General features: G+C 68.4%; 11 protein-coding genes and 3 pseudogenes. 4 read left to right on the forward strand and 10 right to left on the reverse strand.

From position 1 onward, the window contains the following. Positions 1-4: 4 nt before the first annotated feature. Positions 5-958 (reverse strand): AAA family ATPase, encoded by a 954-nt coding sequence (locus G4Q83_RS05275; protein ID WP_128421345.1) that lies wholly within the window; start codon positions 956-958, stop codon positions 5-7. A 36-nt stretch (positions 959-994) separates the two neighbouring features. On the opposite strand from G4Q83_RS05275, the gene G4Q83_RS05280 reads away from it, so the two are divergent. The 3 genes and pseudogenes from G4Q83_RS05280 to G4Q83_RS23020 form a co-directional block, all read left to right on the forward strand. After that, positions 995-2,869 carry an ArnT family glycosyltransferase gene (locus G4Q83_RS05280; protein ID WP_128421346.1) on the forward strand — a complete coding sequence of 625 codons (1,875 nt, stop codon included), beginning with the start codon at positions 995-997 and terminating at the stop codon, positions 2,867-2,869. Between the two features lie 563 nt (positions 2,870-3,432). Continuing rightward, positions 3,433-4,830: a hypothetical protein gene (locus tag G4Q83_RS05285; protein ID WP_128421347.1), complete on the forward strand. Its 1,398-nt coding sequence runs from the start codon at positions 3,433-3,435 to the stop codon at positions 4,828-4,830. Between the two features lie 57 nt (positions 4,831-4,887). Next, positions 4,888-5,474: pseudogene (locus tag G4Q83_RS23020) on the forward strand (glycosyltransferase family 2 protein); the annotation flags it as partial. Between the two features lie 84 nt (positions 5,475-5,558). Here G4Q83_RS23020 and G4Q83_RS05295 read toward each other — a convergent pair. From G4Q83_RS05295 to G4Q83_RS23025, 3 genes and pseudogenes are all read right to left on the reverse strand, one after another. Beyond that, complete coding sequence (locus tag G4Q83_RS05295; protein ID WP_211288376.1) at positions 5,559-6,236, reverse strand: IS5 family transposase; 678 nt, start codon at positions 6,234-6,236, stop codon at positions 5,559-5,561. 47 nt (positions 6,237-6,283) lie between these two features. Further along, positions 6,284-6,553 (reverse strand): annotated as a pseudogene (locus G4Q83_RS24475) (transposase); the annotation flags it as partial. 6 nt (positions 6,554-6,559) lie between these two features. Then, positions 6,560-7,012 carry a hypothetical protein gene (locus G4Q83_RS23025; protein WP_246432286.1) on the reverse strand — a complete coding sequence of 151 codons (453 nt, stop codon included), beginning with the start codon at positions 7,010-7,012 and terminating at the stop codon, positions 6,560-6,562. Positions 7,013-7,187: 175 nt separating this feature from the next. Here G4Q83_RS23025 and tnpA point away from each other — a divergent pair. Beyond that, a pseudogene (tnpA, locus tag G4Q83_RS05305) lies at positions 7,188-7,619 on the forward strand (IS200/IS605 family transposase). Between the two features lie 73 nt (positions 7,620-7,692). Here the strand turns inward: tnpA and G4Q83_RS05310 are convergent. The 6 genes from G4Q83_RS05310 to G4Q83_RS05335 all read right to left on the reverse strand — a co-directional run bounded on the left by G4Q83_RS05310 (position 7,693) and on the right by G4Q83_RS05335 (position 14,661). Beyond that, positions 7,693-8,340 carry a hypothetical protein gene (locus G4Q83_RS05310; protein WP_246432287.1) on the reverse strand — a complete coding sequence of 216 codons (648 nt, stop codon included), beginning with the start codon at positions 8,338-8,340 and terminating at the stop codon, positions 7,693-7,695. A 397-nt stretch (positions 8,341-8,737) separates the two neighbouring features. Continuing rightward, a complete protein-coding gene (locus G4Q83_RS05315; RefSeq protein WP_128421209.1) occupies positions 8,738-10,441 on the reverse strand; it encodes a BatD family protein in 1,704 nt (567 codons plus the stop codon). A gap of 32 nt (positions 10,442-10,473) precedes the next feature. Continuing rightward, entirely contained in the window at positions 10,474-12,255 is a 1,782-nt protein-coding gene (locus G4Q83_RS05320; RefSeq protein ID WP_128421210.1) for a tetratricopeptide repeat protein, read from the reverse strand. After that, positions 12,252-13,268, reverse strand: coding sequence for a vWA domain-containing protein (locus G4Q83_RS05325; RefSeq protein ID WP_170069194.1), 1,017 nt, complete (start codon positions 13,266-13,268; stop codon positions 12,252-12,254). Before G4Q83_RS05325 ends, G4Q83_RS05320 begins: the two co-directional genes overlap by 4 nt. A gap of 17 nt (positions 13,269-13,285) precedes the next feature. Next, the gene (locus G4Q83_RS05330; RefSeq protein WP_128421211.1) at positions 13,286-13,735 is read right to left on the reverse strand and encodes a DUF4381 family protein; all 450 of its coding nucleotides are present in this window, start codon (positions 13,733-13,735) and stop codon (positions 13,286-13,288) included. Then, positions 13,732-14,661 (reverse strand): DUF58 domain-containing protein, encoded by a 930-nt coding sequence (locus G4Q83_RS05335; protein WP_128421212.1) that lies wholly within the window; start codon positions 14,659-14,661, stop codon positions 13,732-13,734. Before G4Q83_RS05335 ends, G4Q83_RS05330 begins: the two co-directional genes overlap by 4 nt. Position 14,662 lies beyond the last annotated feature (1 nt).

The raw sequence follows: 14,662 nt of genomic DNA on the forward strand, positions 1-14,662 counted from the left end.
GGCGTCAGTCCACCGCGACGTTGTGCAGGATCGCCTTGGCCAGCGCTTGTCCGGAAGCCGATTCCTGTTCGGCCACCAGCCGGTGTTCGGCCACGGCCACGAACAGCGCCTGCACGTCTTCGGGCAGCGCATGCGCGCGGCCGAGCAGCAGGGCGTGCGCCTTGGCCGCGCGCAGCAGCGCGATGCCGGCGCGCGGCGACAGGCCCACGCGCACGCCGGGATGCTGGCGGCTGCGCGCGAGCAGCGCCTGCACGTAGCCGACCAGCGCGTCGCTGACGTGGATCCGCTCCACGCTGTGCCGCAGCGTGGCCATGTCGGTGTCGCCGAGCCGCGGCCGCGCCTGCGCGATCAAGTCGCGGCGGTCGCTGCCGCTGAGCAGCGCGCGCTCGGACTCGGCGCTGGGATAGCCCAGCGCCAGCCGCAGCAGGAACCGATCCAGCTGCGAATCGGGCAGCGGGAAGGTGCCCGACAGGTCGACCGGATTCTGCGTGGCGATGACGAAGAACGGCGCCGGCAGCGGGTGGGTCGTTCCGTCCAGCGTCACTTGTTGTTCGGCCATCGCTTCCAGCAGCGCGCTCTGGGTGCGCGGCGGCGCGCGGTTGATCTCGTCGGCGAGCAGCACGTGGGCGAACACCGGGCCGGGATGGAACTGGAACTGGCGCGATTGCGCGTCGTACACCGACACCCCGAGCACATCGGCCGGCAGCAGGTCGGAGGTGAACTGCACGCGCTGGAAGCTCAATCCCAGGCTCGCGGCCAGCGCGTGCGCCAGCGTGGTCTTGCCCAGCCCGGGCAGGTCCTCGATCAGCAGATGTCCACCGGACAGCAGCGCGACAAAGGCCATCCGCACCTGCTGCGGTTTGCCCAGCACCAGCGCATTGACCTGTTGCTGGGCCTGTGCGAGCGCCTGGCGCAGCGTATCGGTTAGCATTTCCGGCAAGCGGGGCGGACTAGGCATCGCATTCTCGCAACGGTTTAGGGGAGTTTAAGGCCAATGCAAGGCGAACAACGTGCACGCAGCGTCTTCATGGTGCTGTGGACGCTGGTCACGGCAGTCAAGCTGCTGACGGCCGCGCGCCTGCCCTTGTTCGTCGACGAGGCGTTCTATTGGCAGGAGGGCCAGCACCTGGCCGCCGCCTATTCGGACCTGCCTGGGCTGACCGCCTGGCTGGCGCGGCTGGGCGTGGCGCTCGGCGGCGATCACCTGCTGGCGCTGCGCGCGCCGTTCCTGGCGCTGTCGGCGCTGATGCCATGGCTGATCGCGCGCATCGCCACGCGCTGGTTCGGCGCGGTCGCCGGCTGGCGCGCCGGCAGCCTGACCCTGCTGATGCCGCTGTCGGGCACGCTTGGCATCCTGGCCCTGCCGGACGTGCCGATGGCGCTGGCGACGATCCTGTGCATGGACGCCAGTGCGCGGCTGCTGCGCCAGATCGACGCGATGAGCGCGGTGGAGCTGGCCCTGGGGCTGACCCTGGGCGCGCTGAGTCATTATCGCTTCGCTGGGGTGATCGGGGTCGGCGCGATCGCGCTGCTGCTGATCCCGCAGGGCCGGCGCATGCTGCGCGATCCGCAGGTGTGGGTGGCGCTGGCGATCGGCATCGTCGCCTGGCTGCCGTTGCTGGCATGGAATGCCGACAACGGCGAGGCCGGGGTCAAGTTCCAGTTGATCGATCGGCATCCGTGGAGTTTCCAGCCTGACGGCATCGCGTTCGTGCTGATCCAGGGGCTGCTGGTCACGCCATTGCTGGCGGTGGCGATGTGGAAGGTCGCGCTGGTGGCCACGCGCGGCGGCAGCAGCGGCGGCGCGCGCGTGCAGTGGCGCTATTTCGGCCTGCTCGGCGGCGTGTCCACGCTAGGCATCTTCCTGCTCGGCTTCTTCACCGACGCCGAGCGCATCAGTTTCCATTGGCCGTTGCCGGGCTACCTGGCCCTGCTGGTCGCCGCCCCGGTGATCCTCAACGGCTGGCCGAAGCGGCTGCGCTGCGCGACCTGGCTGCTGAGCGGGCTCGGCCTGGCCGCCGCGTTCGGCTACTACCTGGCCGTGTCGGTGCCGTCGGTGCGCGAGCATGCCGCCGGCGACAAGTATTACCCGCGCAACTTCGTCGGCTGGCAGCCGTTGGCCTCGGCGGTCCGCCGCAAGCTGGCATCGATGCCGGCGGGCACGCAGATCCTGGCCGACAACTTCAAGGTCGCTGCCGAACTCGGTTTCGCGCTGGGCGACGCCGGCATCCAGACGCTGCCGCACCCGATGAACGACAAGCATGGGCGCAGTGCGCAGCTGCGCCAGTGGGGGCTGCTCAGCGACGGCCGCCGCGACGGGCCGCGGTTGCTGGTGCTGTCGCCCAGCGACATGAAGTACCGGTTGCTGCTGCAGCGCTACCACGCGGTCTGCGCGCTGGTCGGCCCGCTGCCGCCGCCGGAGGTGGTGTCCAGCGACCACGGCGGGCAGCGCTTTCTGCTGTTCGCGCTGCCCGCGCAGCGCCTGTCCGGGCCGTGCACGACGCCGGCGATGGCCTGGTTCGACACGCCGGACGTGGGCGCCAGGGTGGCGCGCAGCTTCGAGGTGTCCGGCTGGGCGTTCAAGGACGGCGTGGGCATCGCCCGGGTCGAGGTGCTGCTCGACGGCAAGGTCGCCGCGCAGGCGCATTACGGCGAGGCCTACGACGTCACCGCGTTCTGGAAGATCTCCACCGATCCCGGCCATCCGAACGTCGGCTTCCGCGCGGAACTGGACGCCCGCGGATTGGTGCAGGGAACGCACTGGCTCGGCCTGCGCCTGCACGGCCGCGACGGCAGCGTCGAGGACTGGTGGGAGCAGCCGATTATGTTCGATACGCGCAAAGGACAATCCATTGCGCCTCGAGATTGATTTGCTGACAGCGGGTTCAATTTCGTACCGCAACACTACAGGACGTGATGGCCAGTTGTTCAAGCGACCTGCGCAAGCGCCGTAGGCAACCACGCCTGCTTGGCCTGCGCGATGGTACGAGCGCGGGGGTGGCAGCACTGAAAATGCCAACGGATCGACCAACCAGTCCTTGCCGCGGCCTGCCGGTTTCAGTGCAATGAGCGATACTTGCTGCGCATGGATCGAGCAGCGGTTCTGTAACCGTCCACGCAATAGGCCTGGACTCAACAGGCTGCTGAAATACTTATCTCCGGGGTGAATTTTGATACGTTTCCCGCCCAAAATGACGCACGCCAAACGAAAGGTCATTGACTTTCGATGGCTGTCGACCAGTATTTCAGCAGCCTGTCAAGACACCCCCGCAGTTTGCTCTGGGGATTTTTCCTCGGTTGTGCTGCGAACCAGAGTTGAATCCATTATGGATATTACGAGACAATGCCGGACCGTGATCCGGTCGGCCGGTTTTGAATGGTGTCGTGCCTCACTGAGCACATATCCGGATGGCGTCTGACGGAGGCGTGGCCTTGTGCTTTCTGAATGAAAATTGCCCCGAAATCCAAGGTGAAGGGATGTATATCTGCAGCGCTGGTGCTCATATGGTCCGCGGCATCGGCTCGGCGCCCGCATTTCTAGGCCGCTCCAGTCAAGCAAAGCCGGCTGGCGCCTGGTGGATGTTCGCGTTCGGGGCGATCGTCCTGACTTGGTTGACGCTGACATGGCGTATTCCGCTCCTGCTTTGGGATAATATCGACCTAGTGCCGATCTACCAAGCTTGGGAAGAGGGCCGCCTGGGGAGTTCGGATTTCTGGAAGGTTCACGACGGCAGCCATTTGCATTCTGCCGCCTATGCGATCCTGCTGCTCACCACTCGCGCATCTGGCGGCCAGACCTGGCTGGATTGCCTGGTGAGCATGGCCTTGCTCGGCCTTTGCGGCGCCATTCTCCTTCGCATGGCGCTGCGCGATTTCGGCGCGCGGCTGCACCGCGGTTGGTTGTGGGTGTTCGTGTTCTTGGCGTTGTATCCCGGGCATTTGATCAACCTGCAGTGGGGATGGCAGGTCGCCGTGTTCGTCGGGTTGCTGGGATGCATCGCGCCTGTCTATCTGTTGACTGCTCCCAGGCTCACCTGGGGAGCAAACCTGTTGGCCGTGATTTTGGCAGTGGCCGGAGTATTCGGCTTTTCCACCACGTTGGTGGCGTTTCCGGTGGCGGTGGGGTTGATCGTGCTGCATCGCACTTCTTCCGCCGCCAGGCGCCTGGGCATGTGTGCCCCATGGCTGGCGGCCCTGGCCTTGCTTGTGGCGCTGCTGCATCGTGGTAAAGCTGGTGCGTTCGTCCAGAAACTGGAGGCCGGTCCTTTCGTTGGATATGTGTTCAACTACCTGGGAGGTGGCGTGATGCACTTCTCGAACGAAGTGGCCCCGGTGTTTGCGGCGATCGCGCTGGGCTACGCGCTCTGGGTGAGCGTGCGTATGCGCTTGCATCCGTCGCTCTTGCCGTGGTTGAGCCTGATGGCAATGGGCGTAGGTTTTGCGATATTGACCGCTTGCGGACGCGCGACGCTGTTTGGTGCCGGGCATGGCTTCGCGATCCGTTATGCGAGTTTCTCCATCTGGTTTTGGATTGGTTGGCTCGGCGTCATGCTCGTCGGCTTCCGGGATTCCCGTGCCTGGACGTTGGTGCGCGGGTTACTGCTGTTGTTCGTTGCGGCATCGATCTTCAATGGGCTGCATCTGGCCAGGAAAGCGATGAAGATCGCAGAGCACTCGCGGCAGATCGCTATGCAGATCCGGGAAGATTACCCGCATATCGACCGGGCCGTTCTGTCCGAGGCGTATGATTGGCGTGCAGGCGTCGCCGAGGAGCAGCTGAGGATCTGGCATGCGCACGGCTACGCTCCGTTCCAAGACGGGCGCCGCTAGCGCCACGATCGCCAGAAAGGCGCTGCGTGGACCGCATGCACTGGACCGGGATATGAAATGCAGGACGATCGCCCGACCGTGGCGGCGGCCTACAACGAAGCCGACAGCCTGCCTCTGCTGCATCCTCGCATCATGCAGGTGCTGGAGACGCTCGATGGCGTGCGTGGGCGCGCGCTGTACGTGGACGATGGCGTGACGATGACACCTGGCGCGTGATGTGCGGGTTGGCTGCTGTCAACTCCCTGGTCGAGGCGATTCGGCTTTCGCGCAACTTAGGCAAGGAGATAGCGCTGACCAGCGGCGCTGGATCATGTGGCCGAAGGCGCTGCCTTGATGCTTGATGCGGATGGACAGGATCCGCCCGAGTTGATTGCGCAATTCGTCGTGTACTGGCGGCAGGGCTTTCGGTACCCGAGTCGCGCGGGAGGGCGGGAGCTGGCTCAAAGAGGGCCTCGGCCGCGGCGTTCTGCCGAGTGATCGGCGGGCTGTCGAAAACGCCCATACCCACCAACACCGCAGACTTCCGCCTGCTCTCGGCCAGGGCGCTGGGTGCTCTGCGCCAGTTGCGCGAACGCGGACGGTTCATGGGCACCTCGAACAACCTGGATTTTTGCCGTTTGAGATGCTTGGTGAGGCGACGGGCACCGCCGCATCCTCTGGCTGGTGGCGCCCGAAGCCCCCCTTGTCATTTCAAACTCTGATTGCGGCCTGCCAGCCGCCGTTTCCGCTCACGCGGGCACGATCCCCTGGCTCTGCAGCCGCGCCAGCCGCATCAGGTTGTGCGCGGCGACCTTCAGGCCGATCACCACCTGGGCACGCGCCAGGCCAATCGTCCGTCGGCATTTGCCGCCCTGCTGGGTGAGCCGGGCAAACGGGTGTTCGCCCAACGCCCGGTCCTTGGCGATGCGATGGTTCCGACGCTGCTGGACCGGACTGAGCGGCTGGTCCGCCTGGCCCTTGTGCTGGATGTCCGCTCGGTAGCCTTGTCGCCTGAGCTCGGCTTCCCGGGCCCGGTTGGCATAGGCGCTGTCGGCCCCTACCGTACGCCCGGTGTTGGCCGGATCGAGCAGCGTCTCAAAGTGCCGGCTGTCGTGCACGTTGGCCGCGCTCACCTCGTGCCGGCCGATGAAGCCCCTGCGCCGATCCGTGTTGGCGTGCAGCTTGTAGCCGTAATGGGCCTTGCCATGCTTGCGCGTCCAGCGCGCCTGTACATCTTTCTGCCCTCGCTTGGCATCGCTCCAGCCTTGCGGCTTCTGGCCCTGCTTGATCTGGGCGTTCTCCTCCGGCGTGTTGCGCTGGATCGGCGCACTGACGATGCTCGCATCGACGATCTGTCCGCCCCGGGCAATGAACCCGCCCCGCTGATCTCGCCGATCAGATCCTGCTTCTTGAGCCGATCGCGCCACACCCAGATCGTCTTGGCATCGGGCACCTTGCCACTGTGCTCCAGTCCCAGGAAGCGCTGGAAGCTGCGACGGTCCAGTACCTGGTACTCCAGCGCCTCCTCGCACAGGTTGTACAACTGTTGCAGCAACAGCAGCCGGATCATCAACTCCGTCGGCCACGCCGGGCGGCCGCCCTTGCGGCCGGTGCCCAGGCGAAGTCGGCCATCGATCACCGCTGCGATCGCGGCGAAGTCGATGTGCCGCCACAGCAACTCCAGTGGATCGCTCAATTGCTCGCGCTTGGCTTCGCGCTCGGCTCCGGCAAACAGACTGATCATCGGCACTTACCCCTCGATGGCAATAAAATCATGATGCCAAGAATCGGGGGTTTTTAGAGGTGCCCTGAACTGCAGATGCATTCTTTCCATGCGCGGGCCGTAGCTGTAGTCCAGGCCGCCATCGATCGCTTTGGTGAAAGAATCATCTTGGGTTCCGACTCCGGAAACATAATAACCACTTATATTTTTAATACCTTTACGCTTTCCTGCTTGCACCTGCTCATCCAGGATGCCGATATTGGTGATGTGTTCGGGATCCTTGTACTTGTCGTTGCCGGTGCCATCGAAGGAGGCCACGAACAGGCGGGAATGCGGATTCTTATCGCTGACCAGCCGCGGCGCCTGGAACTGCGCCAGCGCGTGGCGGCTCTGCTCATAGATTGCCAAGTCCTGCTGGCTGGCCGGATACGTCTCCACGCCATCAGGCCAGCGCCGCGGATCGTTGCGCTCGCTTCCCATAATACTTCTCCTTGACCACAGTGATATCAGTAAGTCTTCGTATAGGCAATCCCTAAACCAACCTGAGAGTTCCCCCGGCTCTGCCGGGGAGGCAGTAGAAGTTTGACGTATCCGGGAGTCCATCCCGGAGACTCCGCAACGTGAGCGGCCAAGCACACGAGACGGAGAAACCGAGATGGATGAGTTTGAGAGCTTAAGTCACACCAGGTGGGAGTGTCTGTACCACGTTGTGTTCATACCGAAGTGTCGCCGTAAGACACTGTATGTGGGTCTGAGGAAGCATCTAGGAGAGGTGTTCCGGCGATTGGCCGAGCAGAAGGAGAGCCGGGTCGAGGAGGGCCATCTGATGCCAGATCACGTCCATATGCTGTTGAAGATTCCGCCGAAGTAGGCGGTGTCGCAGGTGGTGGGCTATATCAAGGGCAAGAGCGCCATCCACCTAGCGCGGGTGTATGTGGAGCGGAAGCGGAACTTTGTAGGGCAGAGCTTCTGGGCGCGAGGTTACTTCGTTACGAGGGTAGGTCGGGATGAAGGGTTGATCGGGGCATACATCCAGAACCAAGAGGCGGAAGATCGGCGCTTGGACCAATTGCAGTTGCTGAGGTAGTCGGCCACCTTCAGGTGGCCCTAACAAGGGAGGCGCGTAGCGCTCCCGCAGCCGCTTTGAGCGGCTCACATCTCTAAAGCCCCCGGCTTTGCCGGGGGATATTTACTTCGTCGCGAAATCTACTATCGGGCCTGCCTTCTCGCTGAGGAACAGTAGTGAACACCATTGCCCGCATATACACATTGATCGTGCGATCGTTCACTTCCAGGATGATGTCCGGGAAGATCGGCGCCGTCAGAATCGGCGGCAATTGCTCCTGCGGCACCTTGTGCAAGACCACCTGATCCTTGAAGATCGCACCGATATCCACCGTGGCATGGTGCGGCTGTCCGTCGCTGGAGCGCCAACTGACTTCGGCCGGCGGCCGGAAATTGCGGATATCGATGGTCGAACCCGACAGATTGTCTGGATAGGCATCGTCCAGCGACACGGATGAAATCTGCTTCACGTCGTCCGGATCGCGCGCCTCGTAGCGACCGTTGTATAGAATCTTGCAGCCATAAGTGTCGTAGCATGCGGTGCCGAAATTATGGCTGTCGAACGGGATCGGCTTGCGCGTATCGATGTGCACGATGCCGTTGGCATCCACCGGCACATTGGTCCGCCACGTGTCTGTCGACGTCGAATTCATCCGCGTGCATCCTGCAAGAAGGGGGAACGCGCCGGCGAGCAGTGCCACGAAAGACAATTGTGCGCCGCGCGTGGCAAAGAGGGAGAACATGAGCGCCGCTCCATCGTGGAAAAAGTGGACCGCGACATGGCGTGGTCGCCGCGTAAGCGACCTATGTCGGCATTCAATCCGTGCACAGCCGGGGAGTCAAGCATGGCGATACCATTGCGCCCGGCACAGGCGGGCATCGCGTCATGCATCCACCGTCCTGCCCCGCTGCACGCTGCGGCGCGGTGCAGGGTCGTCGCGGACCGGCTGGTGCCTTCACGTGCGCGGGCTCGCCCAGGACACAGGCCATTGCGGCGGCATGGAACGCCGCGTGCTGCCGGGGATGGTCCGCATCCAGTTCCGGCATGCCTGGCATCGTGGGCGCGTGCTGCAGTGGCGTTGCTCCCGACGCTGGTGCGCCCGGCATACGCGGCGACCCGAGCGGCGTGGCGGCAGGAGGTCAGACCTCGCGCGGATACAGCGGCGGCAGTTCGTCGTTGGCCGGTGTGCGTGCTGCCCCACGCCAGCGCGGACCGGACCGGAACGCTTCGCGCAATGCGGCACGCGCGCCGGGCACGTCGCCGGTGCCGCTCCAGCGTGCGCGTTGCATGCGCAGCACGGCTTCGCGTTGCGCCGGATCGTCCAGCCGCCGCAGCAACGCGTCCAGGTCGGCGACGCCGGCCTGCGCGCACAGGATCGCCGCGACCTGATCCAGGCCGCCGGCATCCAGCGCCTTGCGCAGGTCGGGCAAGCCGTAGCGCGGGCGCGGCGCAGCGGGAGCCGGCACGGCCGCCGCAGCCGCCGTCGTATGCGAAGCGCTGCGGCGGCGCCAGGCCCACAGCAGCGTCGCCAGCCACAGCAGCGCGAACAGCGCCGCCAGCGCCATCCACAGCGGCAGCGAAGCGAGCAGTGCGGACGCCGCGTGGGTCGTGGCCAGCGCATTGCCGGCCGGCACGGCTTCCGCGCCCGGCGCGGGCGCGCCGGCCGGCGGCGGCGCAGGCGCTGCGGGCGCGCCGCGCCCGGGCAGCACCTGCAGGTCCAGATCGGGCAAGGCGGCCTCGCGCGCAGTGCCGGCCGCCACCTCCCACCACGGCACGCGCAGCCCGTTCACCCGCAACGGCCCCGGCGCCTGCGGCACGATCGAATAACGCCGAGTGATCTTCAGTTGCGGACTGCCGTCGACGAACGTTTCGGCGAACTGCGGCGGCTCGGCGAACACCTGCGCGCCATCGACGCTCGGCGTGGGCAGTTCCGGGAACTGCGCCTGGGTGGCGCCGCGCGCACTCGCCTCGACCACGATGTCGGCCGCCTCGCCCACCGCCGCGCGCTGCGGCGTGGCGGTGTAGCGCAGGCGCAGGTCGTGCAGCGGCAGCCACGGCTGCGGCGCATTGGCCGGCTGCGCGCGCACCTGCAGGGTCTGCGCGGCACTGCGTGCGCCGAGGTCGCCGCCGCGGCCGAAATAGTCGTCGAAGAATCCGCTGGGGCCGCGGCCGCGGAAGCGCGCGCCCGGCAGGGTCAACGGCCCGCTGCGCTCGGGCACCAGCAGGAAGCGGCGCTCGACGATGGTGAACATGCGCCCGCCGATCTCGCGCCGGCTCTGGCTATCGTCGCCGATGCGCTGCAGCGCGGCGCCGGCCGGTGGATCCAGGTCCAGTTCGCCCGAGCTCAGGGGCACCCCGAGATACAGCCGCACCACCACACCGACGCTCTGCTGCACGTAGGGCTGCGCGTCGTCGACCACGGTCTGCACGAACACGTCGGCGTTGCCGAGCTGCGCGCGATCGCCGCCGCCGGGGCCGGCGGACGGCGCCGCAACCCGCAGCAGCAACGGCGCGGTGCGTTCGTTGCCGACGCGCAGCGACGGGATCTGCAGCATGCCGGTGGCGCGCGGCGTCAGCGCCACGCCGAACAGCGACTTCGCCGCGACCTGGCCGTTGCTCATCTGCACCTGCCGGCTGCTGACCTCGTCGCTGAGCGCGAAATCCGCGCGCAGCGGCGCATACTCCGGCACTGCCGGGCCCTGGTCGGTCTCGATGTTGAGGGTGACGCGCTCGCCGGCGCCGATGCTGTCGCGGTCCAGCCACGCGCGGGTGGCGGCCGCGGCCGGCAGCGCCAGCGCGGCCAGCAGCGCCAGCGTTGCCGACAGCATCGGCACGGCGGACATGCATCCGTGCCAGCCCCGTTGCTTGCGTTCGATCATGGTCCTTCCCGTTGCCTGCGTTCGTGTTCGAGCTTGAACTTGGCGCGCAGCAGGTTGCCCGGATCGTCCGGCACCCGCCGCAGCCATGCCTCTACCGCCTGGCGCTGCTCGCGCTGCTGCGGGGTCTCCGCGGCGGCGGCACGCGCGGCGGCGGCCTTGCCCGCGGCGCCCTGCTGCGCCATCGCCTGCTGCATCTGCCGGCGCTGCGCCGCATCGGCCTGCTGCTGCGCCTGCATGTCGCCCGGCTTCGGCGGCGCCTGCGGCGGCGCGTCCTTCGGCGCGGCCGGCGACGGCGATTGCCCATTCTTCTGCCCTGCCTGGTCCTGCGCGTCGGACTGCCGGGGCGCCCGTGCCGGGTCCTGCCGCTCGGGCGCGCCGCCCGATCCCGGCCGCGGCTGGCCCTTCTGGTCCTGCTTGGCCCCATCCCTGTCCTGGCCCTGCTGGCCGGACGCCTGCTGCTGCGCGGACGACCGGCGCTTGCGCGCGGCATCGACCGCAGCGCGGTTGGCGATCGCGTCGGCCATCTGCGGATCCTGCGTCAGCGCCTTGTCGTAGGCGTCGATCGCCTCGTCGTAGCGGCCCTGGCGGGCCAGCGCATTGCCCAGGTTGTACCAACCCTGGTCGCTGTCGATGCCGTCGAACTGCTGCTGCGCAGTACCGAAATCGCCCTTGCGATAGGCTTGTACGCCCGCATCCAAGCGCTGCTGGCGCAGTTGGTCGGCACGCCGCCACCAACCGTCGGCAGTATCGTCGCCTGCCGCATGCGCCGGCGACGGCACTGCCAGCGGCATCAGCACTACCAGCAGCAACGCCGCGCCGCCGCGGCGGCGGAACGCGAGCAAGGCCAGCAGCAACAGCGGCGGCAACAGCCAGTAGCCCTGATCCAGCCAGACCCGGCCGCTGCCGTCGCCGGCCGTGGCCGCGGCCTGCTCCAGCGGTTGCAGTACCCCCAGCGCGCGCAGGTCCGCGTCGGTAGGAGTCAGCGCGGCGTAGCGGCCATTGCCGGCAGCCGCCAGGGTATGCAGCGAACCGGCATCCAGTTGCGCGCGCGCCACGCCGCCCTGGCCATCGCGATAGACCGCCCCCCGGGCGGTGCCCAGTCCCAGCGCGCAGACGCGGTATCCCTGCCCGGCGGCGCGCGCCGCGGCGCGCTGCGCGCGCGCATCGGCCCGATCGCTGAGCAGCAGGATGTCGCCGCGGGCGAACCCGGCCTGGCGCAGCAATTGCGCCGCCCAGTCGATGGCCAGATCGGTCCGCTGCCCGGGCACCGGCATCACCTGCGGCGACAGCGCATCCAGGAACAGCGCCACGTTGGCCGCATCGTCGGTCAACGGCGCGACGGTGAAGGGTTCGCCGGCATAGGCCAGCAGCGCCACTTCGCCGCCGGCGCGCTCGCGCAGCAGCGTCGCCAGCTTGGCGCGCGCTTGCAGCAGTCGCGAGGGCGGCAGGTCGCCGGCCTGGATCCGCGGCGACAAGTCCAGCGCGATCACCAGCGGCGTGCGCGACTGCCACAGCGGCTGTTGCTCCTGGCGCCAGCTCGGTCCGGCCAGGGCCACGACCGCGAGCGCATAGCCGAGCGCGGCCAGCCACGGCCCGGACAGCGACTGCCTGCCATCGTGCGCAAGCAAGTGCGGCAACAGGTGCGCATCCACCGCGCGCCGCCAGACGTTGCTGCGTCTGCGCCGGCGCAGCCAGTTCCATCCCAGCAACGGCAGCAACAACAATGCCCACAACCACTGCGCACGCAGGAAATGCAACGCTTCCAAGAACGCGTTCATCGCCGCCTCCAGGGCCACGCGAACGCGACCAGCCCCAGCAGCAGCGCCACGCCCAGCGGCCAGGCGTAGCGCTCGATCCGCGGGCGCACCGCCGGGCCGGCCGAACGCACCGGTTCCAGGCGTTCCAGCTCGGCGTAGATCGAGACCAGTTGGTCGGTGTCGCGGGCGCGGAAGAAGCGGCCGCCGGTCTCCTGGGCGATCTTGCGCAGGGTGTGCTCGTCGACCTGGTCGTCGCCGCTGCCGGCGGGCATCGGCAAGCCGAACAGCGAATAGCCGCCGGCGCCGCCGAAGGCGATGGTGTACATGCGCACATGTTCGGCCTTGGCCAGTTCCGCGGCCTTGATCGGCTCCAGCACGCCGGCAGTGTTGACGCCGTCGGTCAGCACGATCAGCACCCGGTCGCCCTGCGCTTGTTCGCGCAGGCGCTTGACCGCCAGCGCGATCGCGTCGCCGAGCGCGGTCTCGCGCCCGGCCAGGCCGACCACGCTGTCGCGCAGTTGATCGCGCACCGTCGCCAGGTCGGCGGTCAGCGGGGTCAGCGCATACGCCTGCTGGCCGAACACCAGCAGGCCGATGCGGTCGCCGTCACGGCGGTCGAGGAAATCGGCCAGCACCGCCTTGGCCGCGGTCAGACGGGCCACCATGCGCCCGCCCAGAGTCATGTCCGGTTCGCTCATGCTGCCCGACAGGTCCACCGCCAGCATCAGCTGCCGCGCCTGCTGCGGCGGCGCGATCGGCTCGCCCAGCTGCAGCGGCCGCGCCGCCGCCGCGCACAGGCAGAACCAGGCCAGCCACGCCAGCCACAGGCCGCCGCGCCACAGGCCGCCGCGCGCCGGCGCGGCGGCGACCGCCTGCAGGTATGCCCCATACGGCACGCGCAAGGCCGGCGCACCGCCGCGCTGCGCCGGCAACAGCAGCCGCGCCAGCAGCGGCAGCGGCAGCGCCAGCCACATCCAGGGCCAGGCGAACCCGGCGAGCAGGTCGCTGAGGCTGTGCCCGTGCCAGGAGACCATGCCGATCGCCGCCACGTTCATCGCCCGGCCATCAGGCCGAGGAAGCGGCGCCGCGCCAGCGGCAGCAGCGCCTGCAGCTGGGCATCGTCCAGTTCGCGCCGATAGCCGCCGTCGAGCAGCACGCGGCCTGGCCCGGCAGAAAAGTCCTGGCGCTTGCCGCCGTCGAGGAACCGCAGCCATTGCTCGCCCTGCAGCGTGGCGGCGGCCGGATCACGGCGCCGGGCCGCACGGCGCAGCAGCTCCGACACCGCGGCCACCTGCGCCGGCGCGGCGCCGGCGCCGAGTGCCGCGTCGAACTGGCGCCGCCAACGGCGCCGCCGTGCGCGCCGCCATGCCCACAGGCCCAACCCGATGCCCAACGCCAGCAGCAACGCCGCACCGAGCAGCAACCAGCCCAGCGCCGGCGGCCACCAGGCAGGCGCCGGCGGCAGGTGCACGTCGCGCAGCGGCAATTGCTGCGGGCTCATCGCGCCCCGCTCCCGTCGGGCGCCGGCAGCAGCCAGGATTCGCTGGCCGCATCGCTGCGCAGCACGCGCACCTGCACGCCGCGGCCAGGCAGTTCGGCCGCCAGGGTCTCCAGCGGCGCGACGAACTGTTGGTGCCAGCGCCGTTGCGCGCTGGCCGCCTGCAAGTCGATCTCCACCCGGCGGCCGCCGGCCCAGAACGGCAGCGCCGCGCGCGGCGGCTGCAGTTCCAGGGCATCGGCCAGCAGCAGCAGCAGCACGTCGTTGTGCAGCGCCAGCCCGGCCCAGCGCACCGCGGGAATCGCGTGCGCGCTGGCCGGGTCGGCCAGCACCACCAGCCGCGACCCCGGCCGCAGCAGCCTGACCGCGTGCTCCAGCGCCACGCCGAGGCCGGCGTCGTCCTGCGGCGGCTGCGCGTACCAGCGCGCCAGCGCGTCGATCACGCGCAATGCGCCGCGCGGCCCGGCCGCCGGCGGCACCGGCGCTTCGCTGCGGCTGCCGCGCAAGGCGGCGAGGCGGTCGCCCTGGCGTTGCGCGGTCCATGCCGCCACTGCACCCGCGCGCGCGGCCTGGACCGACTTGAAGCGCACGCGGGTGCCGAAGTACAGCGTCGGCGCGGTATCGGCCACGATCAGGCTGAGTCGCTCGCGCTCGGCCTGGAACAGTTTGGTATGGGTGCGCCCGCTGCGCGCGGTGAGCCGCCAGTCGATGTGGCGCACGTCGTCGCCGGCCACGTATTCGCGCGACTCGGCATACTCCATGCCGCGCCCGCGCAGCGCCGTCGGCGCACTGCCACTGAGCCCGTGGCGCCCGCGCCGCGGCGCCGGCATCCGCGCCGCGCTGGCGCGCAATGCCACCAACTCGGACAAGGTCGGGCGCACGCCGGCGCCGCCCATCGCGGCGTCGGCGCGCGGCGTTTGCGGTGGCATC

Origin of the sequence: Xanthomonas theicola (assembly GCF_014236795.1) — a bacterium.
Classification (GTDB): Bacteria; Pseudomonadota; Gammaproteobacteria; order Xanthomonadales; family Xanthomonadaceae; genus Xanthomonas_A; species Xanthomonas_A theicola.

Bases quoted from the DNA above. Each gene is read 5' to 3' on its own strand.
- G4Q83_RS05275 (WP_128421345.1), bottom strand. From the start codon at position 958: ATGCCTAGTCCGCCCCGCTTGCCGGAAATGCTAACCGATACGCTGCGC.
- G4Q83_RS05280 (WP_128421346.1), top strand. From the start codon at position 995: ATGCAAGGCGAACAACGTGCACGCAGCGTCTTCATGGTGCTGTGGACG.
- G4Q83_RS23025 (WP_246432286.1), bottom strand. From the start codon at position 7,012: ATGGGAAGCGAGCGCAACGATCCGCGGCGCTGGCCTGATGGCGTGGAG.
- G4Q83_RS05310 (WP_246432287.1), bottom strand. From the start codon at position 8,340: ATGTTCTCCCTCTTTGCCACGCGCGGCGCACAATTGTCTTTCGTGGCA.
- G4Q83_RS05315 (WP_128421209.1), bottom strand. From the start codon at position 10,441: ATGTCCGCCGTGCCGATGCTGTCGGCAACGCTGGCGCTGCTGGCCGCG.
- G4Q83_RS05320 (WP_128421210.1), bottom strand. From the start codon at position 12,255: ATGAACGCGTTCTTGGAAGCGTTGCATTTCCTGCGTGCGCAGTGGTTG.
- G4Q83_RS05325 (WP_170069194.1), bottom strand. From the start codon at position 13,268: ATGGTCTCCTGGCACGGGCACAGCCTCAGCGACCTGCTCGCCGGGTTC.
- G4Q83_RS05330 (WP_128421211.1), bottom strand. From the start codon at position 13,735: ATGAGCCCGCAGCAATTGCCGCTGCGCGACGTGCACCTGCCGCCGGCG.
- G4Q83_RS05335 (WP_128421212.1), bottom strand. From the start codon at position 14,661: ATGCCACCGCAAACGCCGCGCGCCGACGCCGCGATGGGCGGCGCCGGC.